The sequence below is a fragment of the Paraflavitalea pollutisoli genome (genome assembly GCF_029360705.1).
Classification (GTDB): Bacteria; Bacteroidota; Bacteroidia; order Chitinophagales; family Chitinophagaceae; genus Paraflavitalea; species Paraflavitalea pollutisoli.
On sequence record NZ_JARKMX010000008.1, the window covers coordinates 296858 to 321344 of the forward strand.

Genomic DNA, 24487 nt, shown 5'->3' on the forward strand with positions numbered 1-24487 from the left:
TGGAAGGCAGACTGCCGCAGCAATCAGCACGACAGGCGGAATCAGGCAATGGGGGATTTTGTCTGCAGGGGCAATAAGTGTATATTTATTGCACTCAATCAACCAAATGAAACGACACTGCACAACCCTGCTATTCGCTTGTTTGCTCACTTTGATCGCTACAGCCCAGGAGCAAAAATATACCCAACAGGAAGTTGTATACGACCGCAAAGATGGCATGGCGCTGATGATGACGGTGCTCACGCCTGCAAAACCCAATGGCAAGGCAGTGATCAGTCTGAATAGCGGCGGTTGGGGCTCTTCGTACGACTGGCAAGAAAGTTTTATCACTCGTGCCCTGCCCTTTGTTAACCGTGGCTATACCGTATTTATCACTTCACATGGTGCAGCACCGAAATACGCCATCGATGATGCCGTATTCGACATCAAACGGGCTGTACAGTTCGTGCGGTATAAAGCCAGCACCTTTGGCATCGACTCTTTGCATATTGGTATTACCGGGACTTCCTCCGGTGGTCACCTGGCCCTGATGGCGGGCATGGCCGATGATGTACGCAATTCCGCTTCCAATGACCCAATCGAGCGCATGTCATCGAAAGTGCAGGCCGTAGCGGTATTCTGTCCGCCCACCGATTTCCTGAATTATGGAAGGCTGGAGTTCAATTTAGCTGCACAGACAGTCTTGCTGCAGCAACACCGGGTGCTGGGGGCATTCCAATTCAAACAATGGGATAAGGCGCAAAGAGTGTATGTTCCGGTCACAGACAAAGCCCAGCTTCTCGAAGTGGCAAAGTCGGTGTCTCCGGCTCAACTGGTGACTGCCGACGACGCCCCCACCTATATCATGCACGGCGATAAAGACAATGAGGTGCCCCTGCAGCAATCACAATGGATGGAGCAAAAACTCAAAGCCGCCAAAGTACCCGTGGTGCTGACGGTAAAACCCGGCGCCGGTCATGGCTGGAAGGGCATGGAAGAAGATGAAAAGGCCTTTGTACAGTGGTTTGACCAACACCTGGGGGTGAAACGATAATTAATCCTGTTTGGGTAATTAACTGCTTTTGCCGATCAGTGTGCCTTTTTCCTGCTCATCTAGTCCCAAACTTGATACATTGAAATGTAAGTTGTTTTCATAAATCTTAATGAATGATGCGGCTATAAGATACCGCTCTTCCTGGCTTTCTAGTTGAAAAAGGTGGCTACCAGGTTTTTTTAGATAGTCGTTCACGGATTTATAGTCATTGAAGGCGATTGGGCTAATGTCACTGATCTTAATGCCGTCAAGATTCCAATAAACCTGTACAAACGTTGTGTCGAAAAACACAATGTCAATATTGGTTTTATTTACCGAGTTTTTAGAGGACCTCAGCAGAAGCTGCCCCAGCCCCATTGTGTAATCACACATCCTGAAAGTCCTATCTGAATTAAAGCACCATGTTTCCATATTGTTATTTGCTAAAAGGATTTGAAACAATATCTAGGGCGGGTCTACGCACCGACCTTGCACTGGAAAAACTTCCGGTACCGTTGTCCATCACCCGCATCGGGAATCGGCTTTTCCCGGATGATCTCGATGCGGTTGCGTTGCAGGATCTCCCGGAAGGCGGCCTCGGTTAAATAGGGATTGCGGCAGCCCTTCTCTACCGGGCGTGGTGTTGTCGTCAGCGGTTCTTCAAAATAAATCAAGCCACCAGGTTGCAGGATCGATTTGATATCGGCGAGCATCTCATCGCGGCTGTCAAATTCATGCAGCACCGCGATCATCAATATCTTGGTGAAGTATTGCTTCGGTAAGTTGGTGGCTGTAGGCGTACCGTAGTGAAACGTAAAGCTATCGATGGAAATAGCCGGGTTATACGCTTTGATCATCTTACTGAAGGTACGCCGGTTGCAGGTCGAAGAATCGATGTCTTCCACATGGTAGCGCATCGGCGGGTAATAAGCAGAAAGCCGTACCAGGTTTTTGCCATTGCCACTGCCGATATCGGCCACCACATCCTGGGGAGTAAGCTGCAATAGGGACACGATCGTATCCAGGCGTCCCTGCACGAGCTGGTTCACTGGTACCGCTGTACGCTTTTGACCCCACACCAGCGCTGGCAATGAAAGGACGAGCAATAAGATAAGGGTTCTCATCCCTGTAATTTAGACTATTTTGGATTACGATGGTCTTTGCCCGGTAGGCGCTAAGACCGCTGCGATCATCCCGCTTTTCCGGTCAACTTGTTGTTCAACACCTATTTGATCACAAATTCATTGAAGAAGGACTCCCGGTAGATATTGCCGATGGGAATCTCGTTTTTGCCGATATAGACGGTATTGTTGTCCACCGATTCGATTTGCTTCACATTGATGACATACGACTTACTCACCCGGGCCAACATACTCCTGGACAACTGGTCATAAATGGTCTTGATGTTCATGGCTGTAATTATCTTCTGGTTGTCGACGTGCATCACGACATAGTCTTTCAATCCTTTGATGAAAGTGGACACTAGCGGCGTCACGATACAATAAACGCAGCAAGCAATAGGCCGTGTCCGGGTATATTGATCATCCCGGCACGGTCTTTATAGCATGATAAGGCATGAAAAATCGCGCCATGATCAGCATCCGGGGTGCCCGGGAGCACAACCTGAAAAACCTGTCGCTCGACCTGCCCAAGCATCAGCTTATCGTGTTCACCGGTGTGTCCGGTTCGGGTAAATCATCCCTGGTATTCGATACGATTGCCGCAGAATCGCAACGGCACCTCAATGAAACCTATGACAGCTTTATCCGGCACCGCCTGCCACATTATGGCCAACCGGATGTCGACAGCATTGCCCACCTGCCTGTGGCCATCATCATCGATCAGAAACGCATCGGCGGCAATGCCCGCTCCACCGTGGGTACGGCGACGGAGATATTCACGCTGCTGCGGTTGTTGTATTCCCGGGTAGGTAAACCATTTGTCGGCTACTCCAATGTGTTTTCCTTTAACAACCCAGTGGGTATGTGTCCACATTGTCAGGGACTGGGCACGGCCGATCACATCGATATCGATGCCCTGATCGATAAGAACAGGTCGCTGAATGAAGGCGCCATCGACTTCCCCTCCTTTCAGCCAGGCGGCTGGCGGTGGAAACGCTACGTCTATGCCGGATTGTTTGACAACGATAAAAAGTTGAAAGATTACACGACCGAAGAATGGGACCTGTTGTTGTACGCCGATGACCTCACCCTGGCCAATGCCGATCCGCATGAATATCCCAAAACCTCCCGGTATGAGGGTGTCATACCCCGTTTTGAACGTAGTTTTCTCAAACGGGATACCGACGAGATCAAGGGGAAAAACAAATTGCGGTTCCAGCAGGTGGTTAGCCAGGGTACCTGTCCGGTGTGCAAAGGCACCCGACTCAACGAAAAGATATTATCCTGCCGGATCGATGGAAAACATATTGCCGATTGTGCCGCCATGCAGGTCGACGAGCTGCTGGTATTTATGCGCGGCATCGATGCCCGGCCGGCAGACACCGTGCGCCAGGCCATCGTCAACGGCTTACAGCACCTGTTGGATATCGGGCTGGGCTATCTGAGCCTTGACCGGGAAACAGCTACCTTGTCGGGCGGCGAATCGCAGCGGATCAAGATGGTGAAACACCTCGGTAACAGCCTCTCCGACCTCGTTTATATTTTCGATGAACCCAGTGTAGGATTACATCCCGGCGATGTGGACCGCCTCAATGGCCTCATTCGTCAGCTGCGCGATAAGGGCAATACCATCCTGATCGTTGAGCACGATCCCGATATCATCCTCACGGCCGAACACATCGTCGATATGGGGCCCCGGGCGGGTGAACAGGGTGGCGAGATCGTGTACCAGGGATCACTCGAAGGCCTTAAAGCGGCCGGCACACTCACCGGCGAAGCACTGGCCAGGCGCAATACGCTGAAGGCAGATCCTCGGAAAGCGACCGGCCAGCTCTCCATCAAAAACGCCCGGCTGCACAACCTGAAAAACATCAGTGTCAATATACCTACTGGTGTATTGACCGTTGTTACGGGCGTGGCCGGATCGGGCAAGAGCACCCTGATCAACCGGGTGCTGAGCAAACAACATCCCACCGTACGGCTCATCGATCAATCGGCGTTGACGGGCAGTAAGCGCAGCAACCTGCTCACCTATATGGACATGGCCGATGAAGTACGCCGGATGTATGCGGCCAAACACAAAGTCAGTGCCTCCTTGTTCAGCACCAATGCCGCAGGCGCCTGTCCCGAATGCAAAGGACTGGGCGTTATCACCACCGACCTCGCCTTTATGGACGCCGTAGAAGAAACCTGCGAGGTCTGTAACGGATCGGGTTTTAAGCCGGAAGTGTTGCAGTATGAGTTGGCAGGAAAAAATATACACGAGTTGCTGCGGATGACGGTAGCAGAAGCCTCCCGTTTTTTAACCCGGGAGAGCCTGCAGCGCCCGCTGGTACAGTTGGCTGCCGTAGGGCTCGATTATATCCGTTTGGGACAACCGCTCAGTTCTTTTTCGGGAGGAGAAAGACAACGGGTAAAACTGGCCGCCGAATTACAGAACAGCGGTCAGGTCTATGTATTTGATGAACCTACTACCGGGCTCCACCTGTCGGACATTGGTAAGCTGCTGCAGGTATTCGACAACCTCATCGCCCAGGGCAGTACGGTGATCGTGATCGAACACGACCTGCAGGTCATGAGCCAGGCCGACTGGATCATCGATATGGGGCCAGGCGCCGGTCACGAAGGTGGTACCGTGGTATTTCAGGGAACGGTACAGGATATCGTCACAGACAAACACTCGCTGACGGGCCGATACCTGAAGGCCTATAGCGAACGATAAAACAAAATCATCTTCGAGGGCCGCCATGACTCATGGGCACAAACAGCAAAACCGCAGCGTTCACTGCGGGCTCATTCATTTATTGCGAACAGGTATAACGTTATTGGCTAGTAAGCAACCACAAGACGCCATTCTTCGTGACCAGCTTGTCGAGTGCGCCATCATCCACCAACTGTTGCAGAAAATGATCTACTGCCTGGCGCGGCATGTCGGATAATTCGGCGAACTCTCTTGAGGTGAGTGTGGGGTAAGTAGTGAACAGGCTCAGCCAGTCATGGTCGTAATGAAACTTGCCGGCTGCCGGATACAAACGGGTGATGGCTTGTTCGTACGTCGTATACGGCTGTGATCCATATACGCGTTCTTTATTGCCCGAACTGTCGAGGAAGAACATAGTAGGAAATCCCCTTACGCCGAGCTTCCTGCCCAGCTCGAGGTCTTCGTTGAACAGGGCCTTGGCCTTACCGGCATAATCTTTTTTCAGTTTTACCACATCCAGGCCAACAGCCCTGGCCGCTTCTGACAGTGGTTGCCATTCGCTGATATTTTTCTTTTGCAGGAATACCATTTCACGGATCTTCCGCAGAAAGCGGATCGCCAGTGCTTCATCCTGCACCTGTGCCGCCTTGAAAGCGATGGAGGCCGGATAGGAAGAAGACAAAGGATCTTCGAGCCATACATCTCCATCGATGGGCATATCATAGTGAAGGCTCACTTCATCCCAATGACTGGCGACATCGGAGGGTTTGCTGATACCGCCGCTGTTATAGCTCCAGTCGGGCAACAAGCCGCCCATGCGGTATTCGATGTCGAGGTGCTTGCCATATTGCAATTTCAGTTTCCGGAGGGCTGGCTCGATGCCCCAGCACGACGAGCAAATGGGATCGGTATAGTAGATGACGCGGATGGGCTGATTGCCGGCCGCAATGGCTTCTGTTTGCAGATCGCTGTGGGCGGCCGGCAATTCGCAAAGGCCGGTCTCGATATCACACAGTAAAGGGTTCACCGTCTGGTTTTCCATGAATGTCATTGTTTGTTTTCCTGTTTGCTTACTTTCCCTCGCTCCTTCGGAGCCGGATGTCGGGTGTAAAATTGACGAAATGCGCCACGCCAAACAATAAGTCAGGAAAACATGACTACCCGATTAACAATTCATTAGCCGGGTATCGAAGTCTACTGTTGCCCAATGATGTCCACCAGCTTTTGAATCCAGTCTGCTGAATTGTCCCACTCGTGGTCGGGAGCTACGCCGATGTTCTCGTAAGGGCTATAGCCGACATCTTTCATATCGGTCATCGTACCGGCAAACCGGCGGCTGGGAAATTTGAGTGAGGATTCGCCGTTGACGCCGTAGGCGATGGTGCCCTGGGTCGTTTGGCCATAAACCGTCACCTGTATCGCTTTCCGCAATTGTAACGTAAATATCTCGCCATAGCTCATCGTGCCATAGTTTATGAGCAGGTAGATCTTTCCTTTGGAGCTGTATCGCTTGAGCAGTTGTAGAAACTTGCCGGCTGCTTTGTAACCACCGCCATTGTTGTTGCGCAGGTCGACGATGAGGTGGGGTGCGGTCAGTGAATCTTTGATCCGGTCGAAGAAGGCTTGTGAGATCTTGAGGTCCTCGTCGGAAGATTGAAAAGTGCCCAGTCGCAGGTATTGGGTTGATGCATTCAGGGTGCTGAACTGGAGCCGGGGTGTTGTGCGGGGTATGTTGACGTAGTCAGGTGCCAGCGGCTTTTTCTTGTAGATGGCATTGGAAGGAGAAGCGTAGAACCAGGAGTTGACCAGCGATTGATTGCGGGCCTTTTCGGTCGTATAGAATTGAAAGTATTTGTAAAAGGGATGCGCATACAGGGCCCGGTAAGTGCCCGGTTCCTGCTCATACAGGTAAGCGGCTACCTGTCCTGGTTTCCATACAGGCAGTGAAGAGCGCAATACCACGCCAATCAGTTCGCCGGGTTGGGCGGTGCGGTACAGTCCTATGCTCAGCACCGTGTCGTAGTGGTAAATGCCCTCGATGGAGTCCGCCGGCGTAGTAGACAGTGCCTGCTGCAATGAGTCGAGCGAAAGTTGAACGGCAGGAAATTGGGTGAAAAAACGTGACTGCCGGTATTTTTCGATGGCTGCCGTGTTCTGGTATTCGGTCAATGGCAGGACGGCTTCCGGTTGCTGGTAAAAGCCGAGGTGATTGTCTTTCAGCTGAAAGAATAATTTGGACAATTGCCGAAATTCGGCAAAGCTATTCCCTGCCTGGGCAGTATCGCTTCTCAATGCCTGGTAGAGGGAGTCGAACGATGCTTTCCGCGTATTCCTGATCTGGTCTTTGAAGGAGGGTGTTGTCTGTAATTGCTCATACAGCAGGTCGAGGTCGGCCTGGTAACGGACCACGGATTGACTGCGACCCGGCAAAGCGATCATAGACAACAACAGGAAAACAGCGACAGATCGGATCATGGTAAGGTGCTTTAATACCACAATGATACGATCCCCCTCGGGCAGACTCCCCTTCTATCTGCCAATCCCCGGAAATTGTCTTCCAATCCGGGGGCACAAAGAAGCCCCGCAGACTGTAGTCCGCAGGGCTTTTGATTGGGCGATAATTTTTCAGCTAAAACAGCTTATCGGTCTCTACGACCTTGCGCTGTATCATCAGCCTTTTTACAATGTCTTGCTCTTCGTTGCTGATGCCCAGCGTTTCGGCGATATTGTGGAGCAGCGTTTCTTCTTCGGGCGCTAAAATGTCGTCGCTCAATACCAGCTCGGCACAATACGAAAACAACGCCAGTTCGTTGGCCGGGTTGATCTGCTCTACCAGGTATTGCAGGTATTCGTTCTCGTCGGTGATCTCAGCACTGTATTCGCGGTATTTAACGATCTCATCTTTGAAGTTGAGGGTCTTGTTGAGCCCCACGGTCACCAGTTTGTTGGATACGGTTTCCAACTCGGCATCGGCCAGTTCTTTATCCTTCAGGCAGCAATGAAAAAACAAATGGGTCAACGCCTCGTCCTGTGATTGAATAGCGGTTGTATACATGGTTCTCCTTTTTGTATGGCCTGCTTCAACTTTGATGCCACTCGGCCTTTGGCGGTACACCATACCGTACAAGGCCGGAAGCTGTATGCCGTCAATCCAGATATTCCGTAGGTTTCACCGGGATATATACGAGATATCTACAGAATATCTTAGCAGCCATTGGCCAGTTGATGGCTGTATGGGGTCCTTGTGGTGGCCATGAACGGGGCTGTAATAGTAGCTTACTACCCCAGACCTATCTCTTCCATAGCGGTCGCCAGTCTGTTGGGAGGCAGGGGCTGGTGAACGCCAGGTTAATCCCCCGTCAACTCCAGGTCAAGCCCATGTCGGGGAGGATGAAATGCAGGCGGGACGCCGGTTTTTGTTGGTTCCGATTGGCATATGCAAGCCCGGGGCGGGTTTGATCGGAAGGGGGAATAGTAGATGGCGAGTGAAAGGTCCTCGTACAGGATCTGTCGACTGCGCTGATGTGGTCTTTTACGGGTATTTGATTCCCCAGTCTATCCCCCTTCGCAAATATACAGCGGCAACACCCCCGTTTACAAGTATAATTTGATGCGTGATGGGCCACAAGAAGCCCGTACAATACATCCGCACACGCGAACATACTATACGGGCTAAAATCATCTATTATACGGTTAATGAGAACACGAAATCATGGTGCTCGATCTTCTCTTCATGGCCTTGGCGCTTCTCCATCCCTCGTTGTCCCGGCGAATGCCGGGATTGCCTCTCTGCCTCGATGCCTTTCATCGCTACGCCAACGACGTCACGGAATCCAGCAGCGCTGCGCGTGTGAAAGGCTTGCTCAAAAACGCATCGGCACCATTCTCCAGGGCGACGTCCTGCGCGGCAGTATCTACGCCAGAAATCATAATTACTTTGGTAGCTGGATGCTGTTTCTTGATCGAACTGATGAAGTCGATGCCGAATCCATCGGGCAGACGATTGTCCAACAATACTACGGAAGGTTCTTCCTGTAGAAGATATTCCTCAGCCTTGCCGAGCGATTGTACATGGTCTACTTCCATACCCTTGCCGTCGAGCAGGATATTCAATAACAGACACAGATCACCCTCATCTTCAATGATCAACACTTTGCGGGGGCCAGATTTAGTGGTTTTAGTTTTCATACTTGCTGTTTGGTTGTTTCCGGGCATTCTATAAAATTTCGTGCCAGCCCGGATGGTGGTTATTGACTGGCTTTGTCCAGTGCCTGCACATCCCCCGCATCGAGTGTAAGGGCTGTAGCGGCAAATAAGGTGTCTAATTGTGAGGGGCTGGTGGCGCTGGCGATCGGCGCTCCAATGCCCGGCTTGGCCAGCAACCAGGCGAGTGCCGCTGCTGCTACCGAGGTATGGTGTTTTTCCGCTACCTCGTCCAGTGCTGCCAATACGGACAGTCCTTTTGCGTCCAGGTATTTTTTTACACCGCCGCCACGCACGCTTTTGCCCAGGTCGGCTTCGCTGCGGTATTTACCAGTGAGGAAACCCGACGCGAGTGACCAGTACGGAAATACGGTGAGGCCATATTGTGCTACGATGGGTGCGTACTCCGATTCGTAGGTGGTGCGCTCTACCAGGTTGTAGTGGGGCTGTAAAGCCTGGTACAGCGGATAGGCGCCACTGGCGCCCAGTTCCAGCGAATACCGCAGGCGGTCGGCCGGTACATTGGAGGCGGCGATATAGCGGACCTTGCCTTCCTTGATCAACTCGGCATAGGCGCCCAGGTATTCTTCTACGGGCACCTCGCCGGTATCGATATGCGTATAATACAAATCGATGGTATCTACCTGGAGGCGTTTCAACGAGGCTTCTGCGGCCTGTTTGATATAAGCCGGCTTCAGCCCTTTTCTGACACCGTCGCCAAAATCCCAGCCCACTTTGGTGGCGACGACAAGCTTGTCTTTATCCCTACGTGTTTTCAGCCATTTGCCAATAATGGTTTCGGATTCGCCACCGGTGTTGGCGGGTACCCAGCAGGAATAGACATCTGCCGTATCGATGAAATTGCCGCCTTTGTCGGCAAAGGCGTCGAGTATTTTAAAGGACTGTGCTTCGTCGAGCGTCCAGCCAAAAACATTGCCGCCCAGGTTGATCCTGCTTACTGCCAGGTCCGAATGGCCGATCTTACTTGTATTCATGGGGAGAAATTTAGCCCTATTAACAGCCCAGCCGGCAAAAGGTTATTAAAACTTGTTTAATAGAAAACTGCCATTGTCTGAACTGGCTGGCATCGACTGGGATTGTAAACCCGGTATGTATCGCGGCGGTGTTATTGGGTGCAACTGGTCGCCCACCGTCGCGGTGTTTCTTCAACTGGTTGCGGTACGATTGTGATATACGTGTATCAATGACAATATACCTGCAAGGTCTTGCCAAATATTCTTAAATACGCCATAACTAAGGGCTAACCAGTAGCTGCATGTTGTATACTTTGTCACCTATTAGTCAGAAAGTATATGTGCATGCCTGTTTGGTTCGGTAATACTACGCAATTCATAAATTATTTACGTTGTGTTATTGCGAATAGAAACAGAAATCATTAATTTCCCATCAGCAACTACTCCACACATCGCACCCTATCGTTACTACTCGTTTCAATCATCTACATCAGGTTTGCGGCTGCCCCAACCCCCCAGCACTCCCGCCTGATGATGTTTGCCTGTTTGCCATTAGCAGTTGATCCGTGATGCCCTATACAGTATTACAGTTTCCCTGTATTGCTGCAGACCTCGTTTTATCCTAACCAAAATACCTTTGTATGAAAAAAGTCGTACTAACAGCTTTATCCTTCGTGCTATTGGTCGTCGCCCATGCACAGTTTCCGACAACGCCGGGCCAATGGCAGGTTGTCACGATCAATGGCCTTACTTATCGCCTTTTTTTGCCGGCCGACTATGCCACCGGCAGTAATTATTATCTCCACGTGGCTTTTTGGGGCAACGGCGAGGAAGATGGCTACGCGCTGAGTAACCAGACGCCGGGCAATTTGTTTGCTTCCCCACACAACTGGAATGGCAGTGTCACGATGAACGATAGCTCGGTGGCGAAGTTCATTGTATTTGGTATCCCCAACTATGGCGTACAGTCGCAGGTCTATGCGCGGGCCGTTGACACGGTATTTAAATGGCTGGGGAATAAAGTTGACACGTCTAACCACAACTATTTTTCCAGCGGCGGCTTTTCGGGTGGTCCGGGCAGGATGTGGGATTGGCTGATCAATGGCAGCTCCGCTTTTTCCTACCTGTTCAAGATCACCATCTCCCAGTCGCCAACTTCGCTTGGCACCGATGTTACAGCCCGGAGCACTGCGGGAAGGCATTGGGTATGGTATTCCGACAGTGATAATAATTCAGGCACGAAGCCTTTATATGCAGTCAACCTGTTCAATGATATTGGCAGCACGCAAAAGATATTGACCAACCAGTACATGCCTACCAAATGCCATTGTGGTACGATCTGGGACAGCTGCATGAGCATCAAAGGCACGCAGGTAGCCAACGGCGGTACCGCACTCACCAACCGCTGGCGCTGGCTGGTCAACCCGCTGGATGGCCTCACGGCACCTCCACCTCCCCCACCCGCTTTTGTCGTAGGGCAGCTGCGGCAGAAAACCTATGGCAGCCGCAATTACCTGTATTATATTCCCGATACGGCACAGCGTCCTTCTCTCAAATATTATTTTATCTATAACACCATCGATTCTACCGGCAAAGACTCGGCCTACGCAGTACAACGCGGTCTGGCCAAAAAGTATAAGAATGGGTGGAATGGCAAGCTACCGCTGTGTAATGGGGATACGGCGGTATTTACCATGGTCACCCAGCTCAATGATCCTACTTCCAAACTGGCGTTGGAGGGCGGTATTCAATGGGCCTTGGACAGCCTGCCCAACCATGTATTCGACACCGTGGCTGCGCATCGTCCCCGCAATGTGCTCACGGGCATTGGGTATGGTCCCAACACGGAGCTCACTTACCTGATGAATAAATATGTAGGTGGTCAGGGTACCGCTTACTTCCGGAAGAACTTTGGTGTTTTCATTTCGGTAGACCAGGCTTATAATGGGTACCTGAGTACAGATGGCTGGGCCAATATGCAAACACCGCTCAAGAGTTGGTGGTGGGCTGGCACCGGCGGCGGCTGGCCCTATGTGTCCAGTACCTCTACAATAGGTAAAGACTCGGCTGATAACCGCAACCCCGGTCCGCTGACGAAAATCACGCTTACGAGCGCTAACTACGCTGCTTCTACCTGGGACAGTGCCTACAGCACAGCCGGAAGCCTGCCGGCTAACAACGTCTTCCATTGGATCGTCGATACGGCGCAGTGTGTGGTCACGCAACCCCCGGCGCCCTCCGGTCCCTTTGTGGTAGGTCAGCTGCGGCAGTTCACGCATGCCAGCAAGAATTTCCTGTATTACATTGGTGATACCGCTCAACGCGCCACGCTGAAGCATTTCTTCATTTACAATATGACCGATTCAACGGGCAAGGATTCTGCCTATGCCGTGCAAAAAGGGTTGGCGAAGAAATACAAGAATGGCTGGAACGGTAAACAACCGTTGTGCAATGGCGACACCGCCGTATACCATATGGTGACCCAGCTCAACAATATTCACCTCAAGGCCGATATGGAGATCGGTATCAAGTGGAGCCTCGACAGCCTGCCCCATCATATCTTCGATACAGCTGCCGCTGTTCGGCACCGGAATATCTTTACTGCGATTGGCCGCAGTGCAAACAGTCAGCTCACTTACCTCATGAACAAGTTCAGCGTGAACGGACAGGGACAGTCAGCCTATTACAAAGCGTTCGGCGTATATGTGTCACTCGACCATTATGACAACGGGCATATGGATTCCGATGGCTGGACGGTAGTTGTCAATCCGTTGAAGAGCTGGTGGTGGACCAGTCACCTGAGCGGGTATCCATTTGGGGCATACAGCAGCCGCCACGGCAGGGATTCGGCCAGGGTACGCAACCCGGGAGCGCTGACGAAGTACACTGAGCTTGCCCAGAGTTATTCACCCATTACCTGGGATAGTGCGTACAGTACCATCGGTACTACGTCGACGAACAATGTCTTTATCTGGATCGCCGATACCAGTGATTGCAGCGGCTTGCTGCGGAAGCCATCGCTGCTGGTGGAAAAGACGATCACCAACGAGGAACCAACCGTTATCGGTATAGCCCCCAACCCTACGTATGGTACCGTCAATATCGGGTGGACGGCCGCTGCCAATGGGGTGACTACCATTCAGATCGTAGACCTGAAAGGCGTCATACTTTCCCGGAAGACGGTAGCCACCTTCAAAGGTTACAATCAAACCACCGCACAGGTACAGCACCTGCCACAGGGTCAGTACCTCGTACGGGTGCTCAACGGACAAGGCGTAGTGCTGAAGAAATTATTGAAGTTGTAGGGAACCATTGTCACCAATGCAAAAGGCCATCTCCGTAGGGGGGATGGCCTTTTGCTTCGATATAATCAACTTACCGTCTCCTAGCGGGCGAATTCAGGTTGCGGCCGTGGTACACATCCATGGGAATATGATGACCTACATACACCTGTTCCAGCAAGGCATACAACGTGGGGTCGTATTGTTTCAGGTCGTCGGGTGTTTGGAGGCGTGTGCTGCCGTCCATGAACTCAAAGTTGGACCAGAACCACCACTGCGTGCCTTCTGCCCAATATTCTTCCATCGTGTTGATGGCATATTGGTTCTTGTACAGGCCTTTGCTCTTGGCCGCCTCATACGACGCTCTCAACGCACTGCGGAAAGCCGTATCGATCGATACCAGGGCGCCCATGATGTTGTGGCTGAATTCATGTACGGTGATGTTCTCGCCAAAGTAGCGCGTGCCGGGAATGCCGAGCAGGTTCTCTTCCGCACAGGAGGTTTTAATACCACCCATGCCGCGGGCACGTTGGTTCCAGTATTGACGGTCGGTCATCGAAGCGATGCCACCGGGCTTGTCGTAGTTTTCGCGTTCGCCATTGGTCAGCCGGCGATCGTCTTTCGTAGGTTTCTTCCAGTCGCGGCATTCGGGCAGGTCGGTCTGCATTTCCGCTTTGCCGATGATGGACAGGCGCGCACCTCTGCGGATGAGTACGCTCCGCACATCAGGTCTTTTCAACAACATATAGTTGACGATGTCACGTGCTACCAGCACCGCTTCGTCCGACACATTGGTCGATGATACCACCGGAATGCCATAGGCATCGGTATACTTCTTGTAAAAACTGGTATCGAGTTTCAGGCTATCGGGTGGTGCGCCGATCACGTATTGACTATAGGTGGTGATCAGGGCATTGCCGGGCTGGCTGTTTTGTGCAGCGGCCGACAAAGAAAGGCATACGGCTAAAAAGGTGGTGGCTTGTTTCATAATGCTACAGGAAAGCCTACTTTATCTTAGTAGGCTTTCACCATAGCAATTTAAACTACCCCTCCTGACTACTGAAAGATTATTGTGGTGTGGGTTAATATGCGTCTAGCATTAGAAAATATCCGGCAATGCTACTGGCCTTATCGCCAGAGCATGGTGCCGTCGGAAGGCTCAGCCCGGGTTTCCCCTTTCGGAATAAAGGGAATCACGCGGCTGTCAGCCCCTTCGTCGACATTGTATTTGCCAAAGTCGGCCGCAATGATGGCCAGGTACCAGTAGCGGCCAAAGGTCCCGGTGATGGTATAGTTGTACCCGAGCAACAAGTATTTGGAGTCCGGCGAAAAGACGGGCATCACTTCCTTTTTATTACTCTCGGTAACCTGTGTGAGGTTGGTGCCATCGCTGTTCATCAGCCAGATATGGTTGCCGCCGGCCAGGGCGATCTTGCTGCCGTCGGGACTTACGGCCATATCACCCCATTCGGCAAAGTTGAGCGTCTTTACCAGGGTGCCCTGTGTGAAGGCGGCATTGGTGCGGTACAAGCTGTTGCCTTGCCGGAATAGCAGGGTGTTGTCGGGCATCCATTCTACACTGCCTTCCAGTTTTTTGCCCTGGAAGGTGACGAGGTTCATCAATACCTTGCCTTGCAGGTCCAGCAGCATGATGCCGTCGTCGTCTGTTGGGGGTACCACGATCAGCTTATTGTCGTAGGATAAGGAAGGAAAGGTATGATTGGCATAGCCGGAGAGTTTCTTGAACTGCGACACCAGCGTACCGTCTTTGATATTGGTAATGGTGTATAGCTCGTTGTCATAGTCATCGGGATGGTCCTTGGCTTCCAGTAATAGAGTATGATCGCGACTGATGTCCCAGCCATTGCGGCGGGTATCGGACACCATGGCCTGTCCTTTAACACCTGTTTGCAGGTTTACTTTCTGAATGCCTTCGGTGGCCCAGTCGTAATAAATGAAGCCAGCACCCAGCGCTTTGAAGCCGCCGCCGGGCGTGGTACCGTTATTATCGTCCTCGGGTTTGTCTTTGGAGCAGGCTGCCAGCAGCACAACCAGGCTGAGCCAGTATACAAGTTTTTTCATGGTGGTAAAATGATGAATGGTGGTTTGATTAAATGCTCCACAAAATTCCGGATAGCGGCATCGCGAGGCAATACTCCCAAAGGAGTAATTTTTGGTGTAGGGCTGGTAAACGAGCGCCGCCTACCCTTTTATCCCTATTTTTAGTCCCACGTTTAACAGCTCCCATTGAAGCAATACTTTGTCCATATCATCCATATCATTTATTGTGCTTTGTGGTGCCTGGTCCTGGCCTTACCTGCACGGGCGCAGCATGTAGTCGATGATCGTCGGTTGCCCGATAGCCTGCAGCGGGTACTGGCGAAAGCTGGTCCGCTAAAAGATCAGACGGAGGCACTGTTTGGACTGTCAGACTACTACAGCACCCGTGATACCACGAAAGCGCTCGACTATGCGCGGCAAGCCCTCGACCGGAGCAAGCAGGATGCCTACCTGTCAGCCATTGCTCATTTCTACCTGGCAGGTGTTTACTTCGAGTTCAATCCCGATCGTAGTCAGGAGGAATACCTGTATGCCGAAAAGCAATTGGCCAAATTTCCGCAACCCGAAGCGCTGGTATATCGTTCGCGGGCCTGGAACAATTATGGCGCCCTGGAACAGCGGCGCGACAATACAAGAGGGTATATCGATATCCTGATCAACAAAGCGCTGCCCCTGGCACAACAGGCGGGCGACAGCACGCGCGTGGCGCTCAACTACCACAACATCGGCCTGGTGTTGCTGAACATGGGGGACTACGGACGGGCACTACAGTATTTCCCGCGGGCCATTGCCATCATGGAAGCCAACACTACTGTTTATGCCGACCTGGCCGATGCCTATGTGCTATCGGCCCGTGCCTCCCTCCTGCAGGGGAAATCCGCCATGGCGAAGCCGTTGCTCGACAAAGCGAGGAAGGTGTTGACTCCCAACCCTGATTCGCCCTATTGGCCACTGTACTACGCGGTGGAAGGCGCCTATTACCGCGCTGTCGGTGATCGGGCAAAAGCGCACCAGAGCCTGGCGCAGGGATTGATTCTGGCCGACCGGATGCAGGATAGATTCGAAAAACGATCGCTGCTCTATGAGCAATTCAACTTGTACAAAGACGAAAAGAATTATACAGCGGCGAGGAATTTACTACAGCAAGGTTTGGCGTTGGAGGCCAGCTTCCCCTTATCCAAGAACAAAAGACAATGGCTGTATGATCTCGCCGAAACGGAAAAACAGGCTGGTAATATGGAGGCTGCGTTTACCTGGATGCGGCAGTATGCCTTGCTATCGGACTCTATCCATGCCAATCAAACCAATACTGAGATCGCCCGACTGGAAGCACAATTCCGAACTACGGAAAAAGAGAAACAGATACTAACCCTGGAACATGAGAAAAAGATCGATGCCCGCGACAGAAAGTTTCAGGTATTGTTGCTGCTGTCGGTCATAGCAGGCTTGTTGCTCATCGCTTCGCTCGCCGTTATGCGCTTGCGGTACCGCCAGCGCATGGCTGCCCGGCGCGAGGAGGAACACCAGGCCGAACTGGAGAAGAAGAACTATGCCGCGTTGATGGATGGCCAGGAACAGGAACGTCAGCGCATGGCGCGCGACCTGCACGATGGATTGGGTTGCCAGTTGTCGGCAGTCAAACTGAACCTTTCTCGCATTAACGCGGAATCAGCTCGAGAAGCACAGTCCCTGCAGCTGGTGACGGATCAGCTGGATCAATCGATCCGGGAATTGCGTTGGATATCGCGCAATATGATGCCGGAGTCGCTGTTGACGCTCGGCCTGACCGATGCCCTCAAAGACCTTTGCGGGTCGGTCATGAGCGCACAGCTGCGGGTGGTGTACAATGCTTATCATATCGATGCGGCATTACCGCTCTCTACCCAAACGATGATCTACCGGATGATACAGGAGATCATCAGCAATGCGGTAAAGCATGCCGGTGCATCGGTGATCCTGTTGCAATGCAGTCAGGAGGAAGATCGTTTTTTTATCACGGTGGAAGACAATGGCAAAGGATTCGATCCCGCTACCGTGCAGTCGGGAGGGATCGGACTGAAAAATATCCGTAACCGGGTGGAATACTTCAAGGGCAGCCTGGTGATTGAATCATCGCCCGAAGGAACCATCATCAATATAGAATTGAATGTCGCATCTGCCACATAAGATCAGTGTCGTCATCGTCGACGATCATCCTATCGTGCTACAGGGATTCAGGTCCCTGCTGGAGCATGATCCGCTTTATGCCATTGCAGGCTGCTTTACCACGGGTAGCGCGCTGCTGGACTTTCTGCAAACGCAGCCTGTGGATATCGTATTGCTGGATATTACGCTACCCGATGGCAGTGGTGTTCATTTTTGTAAACAGATCACCACGCAATGGCCAGCCACAATGGTGGTGGCACTCAGCAACCTCAGCGAACGCAGCATCATCAGCCAAATGCTGCAGAACGGTGCCCGCGGTTACCTGCTCAAGAATGTGTCGGCGCAGGAATTGCTGGAAGCACTGAATTCGGTGTTGGACGGCAAGACAGTGATGAGCCAGGAAGTCAAAGAGATCATGGCGCAGCCCGATCTCAACACACAGCAACCCGTGCCCGAACTCACGAAGCGTGAGAAGCAGATCTTACAACTACTGGCAGCTGGCCGACAATCGGTAGCTATTGCCGAAGAACTGTACATCAGTCCATTGACCGTTAAAACCCATCGTGCTACCCTGCTGCACAAATTTCAGGTCAACAATATCGTGACCCTGATCAACCGTGCCAAGGAAACAGGATTGATCTGAGGGCATTACAAGCAGGTAGGTATCCCCTCCTGTGCCGCACACAAAACTTACATGAAACCTAGCTAGTGATCCCGGATATGCCCGCTACCGGTTGCGCAGGCATTTTACAGGCACTACGCCTGACCGATAAATGGACTAATCAACTATCGAACGCGCAGCAATTACAACATCGTTGCGCTGAAACAGGGAGTTTTTCCCTGTCGGGCAAAAAGGGTGTTTTCACGGTCCCTCCTCGTCTGGTCGCGCGGCTATCTTTAGCGCGATGCTTACCTTTTGTTTACCTCATTAATCTACAAACAATGAATTTTTTCATCTCTCCTTCCGTGGGGGTAGCCAGGCTGGGCAACAGCACGGGCCCGTTCTATCTTGCTCCCAAAACTGCAGGCGGACTACCTTTTGAAGCCGATCAGTTTGGCAACAATCTGGGGCCTGTCAAGAATTTCAAAGACGCGTCGGGCATGGTGCGCCGGCAGGGACAACCTTTCACTATTATGAGTGATACGGGCGGTGAGCTCACACTGGATAATCCCCTGGTTGCTTCTATTACCTGGACGGTGCACCTGGCCAACAAAAAGGCTGCCTGGTACCAGTTCAGTGAAGAAGATGGTAACCTGCTTTTTGGGCCCGACAACAGTTACCAAAAGTTAGGTACGAAAATGCGCAATCCGCTTGTGCTGAAGGATTCGGACCGGCAAAAACTCATCATCGATCCTGGCCCCCGTACGGTTACAGGAGCGAATGACTCCGCAAAGTTTACGGCAGATACAGCCCCCGCAGGCTATCCGGTGAGTTTTCCCGGATCGGTAACGCAAGGTACGCCCATCACCACCCTGGGCGAAGTGCTCACCGACAGCAAGGGGCGGCTGGTGGTTTTGGGCGGCTATGGGAATGCCGGTGGCAAAGAAGCCATCAAGAACTACGGTGGCCAAAGCACCTGGCACGACGATATTGCTGATGGGCCTGTCTATTGCACCATCACCTTCAATCGCGGGCTTCCTCCAGTTACCCTGAAAGCCTGGTGTATCGTCGGTTCACCGGATTTTGCCCCTGAGATCGTCAATATCTCCACACTGGCCGATACGATGTTTGATGTTGCTGTCAGAAATTTCAATTTCAAACCAGACATGTATAGTGGTGGACAATACAACCACTCCTATATGGCTATATACGAGCGTGACATTCTGCCCATCCTTCAGCGCATGGGCAATTATCAATGGGTGGCCAACGTACAACCGATGCAGGCCTTCGCTTCCAATATCTTCGACTTTTCAGATGCCAGCGACAGCAACAAGGCCAATCGCCTGGAGTTTGCTACTTATTTCCGGCAGCCCAATGGCATCAACGACCCGTCGCCCAATCAGCCATCGGCACAATTATTCGCGCACAATCAAGGTGGCACTTTCCCACTCATGCCAGTCAACTCAGGCAGCAATTCTGTTAGTAACCAGACCCTGGTGAAATTTCTGGCGTTGAACGATACGCAGTATTTTTTACTGGGGCAATGGGCCATTGGTAAGTTTACCAGTGATCCCCAATATTTACGTGACTTTAACTATGATGGTGTCATGGGTGCCATGGGTAATTGTGTGGGGTTACCCATGTGTCCGGGAATTGAAGCGACCTGGAATATGCAAAATCCCAATGTCTATGCTGCGCCATTCGTAATCAACGACACAGCTGGCCCCAATTATTACAACAGTACGGGCCTCACACCTATGCGGGATGAATGCAATGGTGGTGGCTGCGAGCCGGGTGACCTCACCAAAAGGATGGCTTGCCCCTGGCAGGCAGACTTCTTCCAGTGTACCATCCAGTACGTCAATTTTACCGACGCTTCCATGAACAAAACAGGTACCGGCGACAGTGCCATGCCGCTGCCACCTACCTACTATTCCTACTGGTGGCCACCACAAAGTCCCTGGGATACATTGGTAGGTGAATCGACACCAGAAGGTCAGGCGGCTGCCAATTCTCCCATGGGGCAGCAGCTCAACTATGCACGTGGCATCAACAGTTTCACGCAGATGGTGGAATACTGGTTTGCCCTGGCCTTTATCCGTAATCAAAACACGGGCAATGCCAACTATCCGTTCTTTACCGAAACGGAAAGGAACAACGAGTTGTTCACCACCAAAAACGTTGGGATAGGAAGCATTAGTGGCAATACAGACGACAATGAGACAACCATTCCAGTGTTTTATATACAGTCGCCGGCCCAGGTGAAAGCGGTGGGCAGTGAAAAGGCGAAGAAGCTGGCAGCAGCACTGGAAGCCAGAGCCTTTAAGAAAATAGAGATGCACCCCGATGCGCCGAAGGTACCCCGGTCAGGAACCCGCAACAGACGTTAATCTCCTTGTTATGACAGAATACACCAACGATGTGCTGATCATCGGCGGCGGCCCGGCAGGGGCCGCCGCTGCTCTCAGCCTGTTACAATATGGCAAAGACCTCGACGTCTCGATCGTAGAGCTGACCGACTTCGACTTTGAACGGATCGGCGAGCATGTATCCCTTGCCATCTTCGACCTCATCGATTATTTGCAGATCGACCGAAAAGCGTTTGGCCCCGATTGTTTCCTGCCTTCTTATGGACATACCACGTATTGGGGGATGGACCTTCCGGTGATGAGAGACGCCGTCTTTACGACCGCCGGCAACAGCTACCAGCTCGACCGGTTACAATTCGATATCACCCTGCTGGAACAGGTAGCCGCCAGAGGCGGCCATGTATTTCCCAATATGCGGTGCAAACAGTTCCTGCAGGATGCTGACGGAAGCTGGAAGGTGGTGGTGAGGCACCGGGACAAGGGCGAGTTTACTTTCAGGACCCGCTTCCTGGTCGATGCCACCGGCCGAAAGGCTTCCGTATGCCGGCAGATCGGGGTGCCCACTGAAAAGACCGATAAATTGTTGGGGGTGGGTGCGCGTGTGGTGTTCAAAGGCAGGCCTGCACTGGCGCAGGAAGTAATGCTGGAGACCGTGGAGAACGGCTGGTGGTACAGTGCCACCCTGGCGAGGGATACACGTACCATGATCTTCTTCTCCGACGCAGACATTATATCGCAACAGCGGCTGCATACGGTGGATGGCTGGATAGATACCATGCAGCAATCCAAACACCTGAAAGAACTGTTGCAGGGGGCGGAGAAGATCGATGAGGTCTGGTTGCGCAGTGCACACAGCCAGTTTGCGCAATTAGCCGGGCGTACAGGTTTTATCGCCATCGGCGATGCGGCGGTCGCCTTTGATCCCGTCTCTTCCATGGGCGTGGGATTTGCGCTGACCTCAGCCTGCCAGGCAGCCAGTGTGATATTGGGCGAATTAGCGGCTCCCGATCCGCAAAGGATCAAGACCTATCAATCTGACCTGGAGCGGCATTTCTATCAATACATGGATTTGCGGAGGCGCATTTATCAGCAAGAGAAACGCTGGCCGGAATCGGCCTTCTGGCAACGGCGGCAGGCCGGATTGGCGGAAATGGTTCCTTAAATAGTCTTTGTATAGAATTGAATAAGGTTGGTTGTTCATCGATCATGGGCAATCAACCTTTTTAGTTTTGTGAGGGCGGAAAAGCTACTCCTGTACACTCACCAACTCCGTGAACATAGTGTATAGTGTTGTGTTGACGTAATGCTCTGACCGAACGATGCCCAGCCGGTGGTTGTAATAAACTTTCTGTTCCTGCTTAAAACTGGCCTTGCCCAACTCGATGGTTTGCGCCAGGCTCATGAGCTGGCAGTTGAAAGAGCCCGCTGGTACTTCATACGACAACCTGTTTCCCAGGCGCAGATCGGAATAGACAAATGAAGCAGCAGCTGTGGACGTTATTTTGCGATCGGTGATTTCTCCACCAACCTCGCCCGCTTTCTGTGTTTCCTCATAGTATCGCCGGTACAGCTGCCCGTCCAGGCGATCTCCTTTCAGTTGAACTGGCAGACTGCTGCTGCTTACCGGAAACCGGAGCGCTACGGTGTTGTTGAAGGTGTAAGAAGCATATAAACCGGTATCGCTCAAGGCTGCTGGTGAATTATTTTCATAATGATTGGAAAAATAAACTTGTTCTGCGAAGTAAAGGTCGATGGGGATGGTAAAGGATTGGCCGTCGCAGGCAATGATATACTTCTTCTCATAGCGGAGTGATTCGTTTTGTGGATTGACCCCCGTTTTGGTAATATAACTGTATCGCTTGCTGTTACTATCCTTCACAGCTTCCACTTTTACGATCAGCCTGGTGGTTTCATGGTATTTGACCTTGGGTGAGGTCATATAGGTCTGGTAGGTCTTAAATGTTAGTACAACACCGGGTTTGAATAGCAGCGAGTTGTCGCAGTGTTGGGCAGTGGCAGCGCAGGCCGATAGCGTGAGTAGCAGGGTGAGCATTGGTTTCATCGCTTTCAGTTTGGGTATGGACAATCGTCTGTTATCAACGCAAGGCCGCGTGGATTTATTCAAAACAGGCGCTGTTTTTGACCATTATGGGTAAAACTACGCCTGCAGAAATTTGACATTTCTGTGGTTGAATCTACTAACCCAGTTGTATAACTGTATACGATTGCCGATTTGTCATCAACCATTAAACCATATGAATACCGCCAAGCCTGTCATTCTCACTCAGTTAGGGTTCTTAAGGCGTTCCGCATGCCGCAGAACCCGCCACGGTGGCCATTTTGGACGCCCTTCCCTGCTTTTATTGATCCTGATCATCTCGTGCTCTGCCCTGTTTGCACAATATGATATCGTAGTTGCTAAGGATGGATCTGGAAACTATACCACGGTACAGGCTGCGGTGAATGCGGCACCAGCCAACAGTGCCATACGTACGAAGATTTTTATCCGCAATGGATCTTATTATGAGGTCATTACGGTGCCGTCCAATAAAACCAACCTGACTTTTATCGGGGAAAGTAATACAGGTACCATTCTTACTTATGATAATGCAGCGAATAAGATCAACCCGGCTACTGGTCAACCCTTTGGTACCTCCAACTCTGCCAGCAGCTTTATAAATGGAGCAGGTTTTTACGCCCTGAATCTGTCCTTCGCCAATACCGCCAGTCCTTCGCTGGGCCAGGCTGTGGCTGTGCGTGCTACGGCCGATAAGGCGATCTTTAAGAACTGCCGTTTCCTGGGCAACCAGGATACGTACTACGCGCACAGCGGTAGGTCGTACCATGAAGCCTGTTATTTTGAAGGTACTACCGATTTCATCTTTGGAGGCGCCATCTCTTTCTTTGAGAATTGTGATATCTACAGTAAAGGAGGTACTTCTATTACAGCAGCCAATACAGCACAGCATATCCAGTTTGGGTATGTATTCAACAATTGCCGCATTACCGGCGCGGGGACGAATATTACTGACCTGGGCAGACCCTGGGGTCCGTATGCATCAGTGACCTTTCGGGCCACTAATATATCCGGTGCCGTAAAAGCGGCTGGCTGGAATGACTGGGGCAATGCGGCCAACCAGGCCACCGCGCGCTTTAGCGAGTACAGTAATTCGGGCAACGGCTATGTACCGGGATCGAGGCCATCATGGGTGAAGATCCTCAACGCCACCCAGGCGCAACCTTATGCCCTATTGAATGTGTTGAAGGCCAACAGTGGCAGTCCGCAGGTAACGGATAACTGGAATCCCCTCACCACCATCAACGCGACGGCTGGCACCAGCGCCTTTACGACGATACAGGCAGAGAACTACAGCGCCATGCTAGGGGTAAAAACGGAAACCTGCAGTGAAGGTGGCTTGAATGTCGGTTACATTCACAACGGGGACTGGATGCGGTATGCCAGTGTCGATTTTGGTACGGGGGCTACTGGTTTCACTGCCCGTGTATCGAGCAATACGACCGGCGGTACCCTGACCTTTCGCATCGATGGTACGGCCGGCACGCAGATCGGCAGCTACCCCGTGACCAGTACGGGCGGCTGGCAAACCTGGACAACAGTTAGTGGTTCCGCCAGCGGCGTTACGGGCATCCATGATCTGTACGTGTTGGCGAGTGGCAGCGGAACCGGTTATCTCTTTAACCTCAATCATTTTGTGTTCACGAAAGCGACGGCGCGGGTGGCAACTGTTGGAACCGAAACGCCCGCCTCCGTTGCTGCAACGGGCCGCTTGCGTGTATACCCCACCGCTGCTGACGGCGAGATCATCATCGATGCGGGTACGGATTGGCAAAGCTATTCGCGCGTGGCGATCTACGATAACCTGGGCCGGCAGGTAGTCGCTCCTCTATTGAAAGGCGCTAAACAGCGCATCCATGTTGGAAGCTTTGCTCCAGGAGTATACTTTGTCAGGTTGTACAATGGACATACCAACCTGACGCAAAAGTTTGTAAAACAATAG

Annotated in this window: 19 protein-coding genes; 8 read left to right on the forward strand and 11 right to left on the reverse strand. The window is 51.9% G+C overall.

The features are described from left to right. Nucleotides 1–106 precede the first annotated feature (106 nt). Nucleotides 107–1033 carry an alpha/beta hydrolase gene (locus P2W70_RS15420; RefSeq protein WP_276482382.1) on the forward strand — a complete coding sequence of 309 codons (927 nt, stop codon included), beginning with the start codon at nucleotides 107–109 and terminating at the stop codon, nucleotides 1031–1033. A gap of 18 nt (nucleotides 1034–1051) precedes the next feature. Here P2W70_RS15420 and P2W70_RS15425 read toward each other — a convergent pair whose 3' ends face one another. The 3 genes from P2W70_RS15425 to P2W70_RS15435 form a co-directional block, all read right to left on the reverse strand. Beyond that, on the reverse strand, nucleotides 1052–1444 hold the full coding sequence (locus P2W70_RS15425; RefSeq protein ID WP_276482383.1) for a hypothetical protein: 393 nt from the start codon (nucleotides 1442–1444) through the stop codon (nucleotides 1052–1054). A gap of 44 nt (nucleotides 1445–1488) precedes the next feature. Continuing rightward, nucleotides 1489–2136 (reverse strand): class I SAM-dependent methyltransferase, encoded by a 648-nt coding sequence (locus P2W70_RS15430; protein WP_276482384.1) that lies wholly within the window; start codon nucleotides 2134–2136, stop codon nucleotides 1489–1491. Nucleotides 2137–2237: 101 nt separating this feature from the next. Next, nucleotides 2238–2507, reverse strand: a complete 270-nt coding sequence (locus P2W70_RS15435; RefSeq protein ID WP_276482385.1) for a LytTR family DNA-binding domain-containing protein — start codon at nucleotides 2505–2507, stop codon at nucleotides 2238–2240. Nucleotides 2508–2602: 95 nt separating this feature from the next. Here P2W70_RS15435 and P2W70_RS15440 point away from each other — a divergent pair, with 95 nt between their 5' ends. Then, entirely contained in the window at nucleotides 2603–4855 is a 2253-nt protein-coding gene (locus tag P2W70_RS15440) for an excinuclease ABC subunit UvrA (protein WP_276482386.1), read from the forward strand. A 100-nt stretch (nucleotides 4856–4955) separates the two neighbouring features. Here P2W70_RS15440 and P2W70_RS15445 read toward each other — a convergent pair whose 3' ends face one another. The 5 genes from P2W70_RS15445 to P2W70_RS15465 form a co-directional block, all read right to left on the reverse strand. Next, nucleotides 4956–5876 (reverse strand): ClpXP adapter SpxH family protein, encoded by a 921-nt coding sequence (locus P2W70_RS15445; protein ID WP_276482387.1) that lies wholly within the window; start codon nucleotides 5874–5876, stop codon nucleotides 4956–4958. Between the two features lie 152 nt (nucleotides 5877–6028). Continuing rightward, a complete protein-coding gene (locus P2W70_RS15450; protein WP_276482388.1) occupies nucleotides 6029–7309 on the reverse strand; it encodes a S41 family peptidase in 1281 nt (426 codons plus the stop codon). A 154-nt stretch (nucleotides 7310–7463) separates the two neighbouring features. After that, a complete protein-coding gene (locus P2W70_RS15455; RefSeq protein WP_276482389.1) occupies nucleotides 7464–7889 on the reverse strand; it encodes a TerB family tellurite resistance protein in 426 nt (141 codons plus the stop codon). A gap of 755 nt (nucleotides 7890–8644) precedes the next feature. Continuing rightward, nucleotides 8645–9022 (reverse strand): response regulator, encoded by a 378-nt coding sequence (locus tag P2W70_RS15460; RefSeq protein ID WP_276482390.1) that lies wholly within the window; start codon nucleotides 9020–9022, stop codon nucleotides 8645–8647. Nucleotides 9023–9081: 59 nt separating this feature from the next. Beyond that, complete coding sequence (locus P2W70_RS15465; RefSeq protein WP_276482391.1) at nucleotides 9082–10032, reverse strand: aldo/keto reductase; 951 nt, start codon at nucleotides 10030–10032, stop codon at nucleotides 9082–9084. A gap of 620 nt (nucleotides 10033–10652) precedes the next feature. Here P2W70_RS15465 and P2W70_RS15470 point away from each other — a divergent pair. Continuing rightward, on the forward strand, nucleotides 10653–13316 hold the full coding sequence (locus P2W70_RS15470; RefSeq protein ID WP_276482392.1) for a T9SS type A sorting domain-containing protein: 2664 nt from the start codon (nucleotides 10653–10655) through the stop codon (nucleotides 13314–13316). A gap of 70 nt (nucleotides 13317–13386) precedes the next feature. Here the strand turns inward: P2W70_RS15470 and P2W70_RS15475 are convergent, their stop codons facing one another. Beyond that, nucleotides 13387–14280, reverse strand: a complete 894-nt coding sequence (locus P2W70_RS15475) for a hypothetical protein (protein WP_276482393.1) — start codon at nucleotides 14278–14280, stop codon at nucleotides 13387–13389. A 140-nt stretch (nucleotides 14281–14420) separates the two neighbouring features. Further along, entirely contained in the window at nucleotides 14421–15374 is a 954-nt protein-coding gene (locus tag P2W70_RS15480; protein ID WP_276482394.1) for a TolB family protein, read from the reverse strand. A gap of 165 nt (nucleotides 15375–15539) precedes the next feature. Here P2W70_RS15480 and P2W70_RS15485 point away from each other — a divergent pair, with 165 nt between their 5' ends. The 4 genes from P2W70_RS15485 to lodB all read left to right on the forward strand — a co-directional run bounded on the left by P2W70_RS15485 (nucleotide 15540) and on the right by lodB (nucleotide 21630). Further along, entirely contained in the window at nucleotides 15540–17519 is a 1980-nt protein-coding gene (locus P2W70_RS15485; protein ID WP_276482395.1) for a tetratricopeptide repeat-containing sensor histidine kinase, read from the forward strand. Further along, nucleotides 17500–18141 carry a response regulator gene (locus P2W70_RS15490; RefSeq protein ID WP_276482396.1) on the forward strand — a complete coding sequence of 214 codons (642 nt, stop codon included), beginning with the start codon at nucleotides 17500–17502 and terminating at the stop codon, nucleotides 18139–18141. The genes P2W70_RS15485 and P2W70_RS15490 overlap by 20 nt, the downstream gene beginning before the upstream one ends. A gap of 299 nt (nucleotides 18142–18440) precedes the next feature. Next, entirely contained in the window at nucleotides 18441–20489 is a 2049-nt protein-coding gene (lodA, locus tag P2W70_RS15495; RefSeq protein WP_276482397.1) for a CTQ-dependent lysine 6-oxidase LodA, read from the forward strand. A 10-nt stretch (nucleotides 20490–20499) separates the two neighbouring features. After that, on the forward strand, nucleotides 20500–21630 hold the full coding sequence (gene lodB / locus P2W70_RS15500) for a lysine-epsilon-oxidase maturase LodB (protein WP_276482398.1): 1131 nt from the start codon (nucleotides 20500–20502) through the stop codon (nucleotides 21628–21630). An 84-nt stretch (nucleotides 21631–21714) separates the two neighbouring features. On the opposite strand, the gene P2W70_RS15505 is transcribed toward lodB, so the two are convergent. Then, nucleotides 21715–22530, reverse strand: a complete 816-nt coding sequence (locus P2W70_RS15505; RefSeq protein WP_276482399.1) for a TapB family protein — start codon at nucleotides 22528–22530, stop codon at nucleotides 21715–21717. A gap of 193 nt (nucleotides 22531–22723) precedes the next feature. Here P2W70_RS15505 and P2W70_RS15510 point away from each other — a divergent pair, with 193 nt between their 5' ends. Next, complete coding sequence (locus P2W70_RS15510; protein ID WP_276482400.1) at nucleotides 22724–24487, forward strand: pectinesterase family protein; 1764 nt, start codon at nucleotides 22724–22726, stop codon at nucleotides 24485–24487.

Coding starts and splice junctions, on each gene's coding strand:
- P2W70_RS15420 (WP_276482382.1), top strand. CDS start 107: ATGAAACGACACTGCACAACCCTGCTATTCGCTTGTTTGCTCACTTTG.
- P2W70_RS15425 (WP_276482383.1), bottom strand. CDS start 1,444: ATGGAAACATGGTGCTTTAATTCAGATAGGACTTTCAGGATGTGTGAT.
- P2W70_RS15430 (WP_276482384.1), bottom strand. CDS start 2,136: ATGAGAACCCTTATCTTATTGCTCGTCCTTTCATTGCCAGCGCTGGTG.
- P2W70_RS15440 (WP_276482386.1), top strand. CDS start 2,603: ATGATCAGCATCCGGGGTGCCCGGGAGCACAACCTGAAAAACCTGTCG.
- P2W70_RS15445 (WP_276482387.1), bottom strand. CDS start 5,876: ATGGAAAACCAGACGGTGAACCCTTTACTGTGTGATATCGAGACCGGC.
- P2W70_RS15450 (WP_276482388.1), bottom strand. CDS start 7,309: ATGATCCGATCTGTCGCTGTTTTCCTGTTGTTGTCTATGATCGCTTTG.
- P2W70_RS15455 (WP_276482389.1), bottom strand. CDS start 7,889: ATGTATACAACCGCTATTCAATCACAGGACGAGGCGTTGACCCATTTG.
- P2W70_RS15460 (WP_276482390.1), bottom strand. CDS start 9,022: ATGAAAACTAAAACCACTAAATCTGGCCCCCGCAAAGTGTTGATCATT.
- P2W70_RS15465 (WP_276482391.1), bottom strand. CDS start 10,032: ATGAATACAAGTAAGATCGGCCATTCGGACCTGGCAGTAAGCAGGATC.
- P2W70_RS15470 (WP_276482392.1), top strand. CDS start 10,653: ATGAAAAAAGTCGTACTAACAGCTTTATCCTTCGTGCTATTGGTCGTC.
- P2W70_RS15475 (WP_276482393.1), bottom strand. CDS start 14,280: ATGAAACAAGCCACCACCTTTTTAGCCGTATGCCTTTCTTTGTCGGCC.
- P2W70_RS15480 (WP_276482394.1), bottom strand. CDS start 15,374: ATGAAAAAACTTGTATACTGGCTCAGCCTGGTTGTGCTGCTGGCAGCC.
- P2W70_RS15490 (WP_276482396.1), top strand. CDS start 17,500: ATGTCGCATCTGCCACATAAGATCAGTGTCGTCATCGTCGACGATCAT.
- lodA (WP_276482397.1), top strand. CDS start 18,441: ATGAATTTTTTCATCTCTCCTTCCGTGGGGGTAGCCAGGCTGGGCAAC.
- lodB (WP_276482398.1), top strand. CDS start 20,500: ATGACAGAATACACCAACGATGTGCTGATCATCGGCGGCGGCCCGGCA.
- P2W70_RS15505 (WP_276482399.1), bottom strand. CDS start 22,530: ATGAAACCAATGCTCACCCTGCTACTCACGCTATCGGCCTGCGCTGCC.
- P2W70_RS15510 (WP_276482400.1), top strand. CDS start 22,724: ATGAATACCGCCAAGCCTGTCATTCTCACTCAGTTAGGGTTCTTAAGG.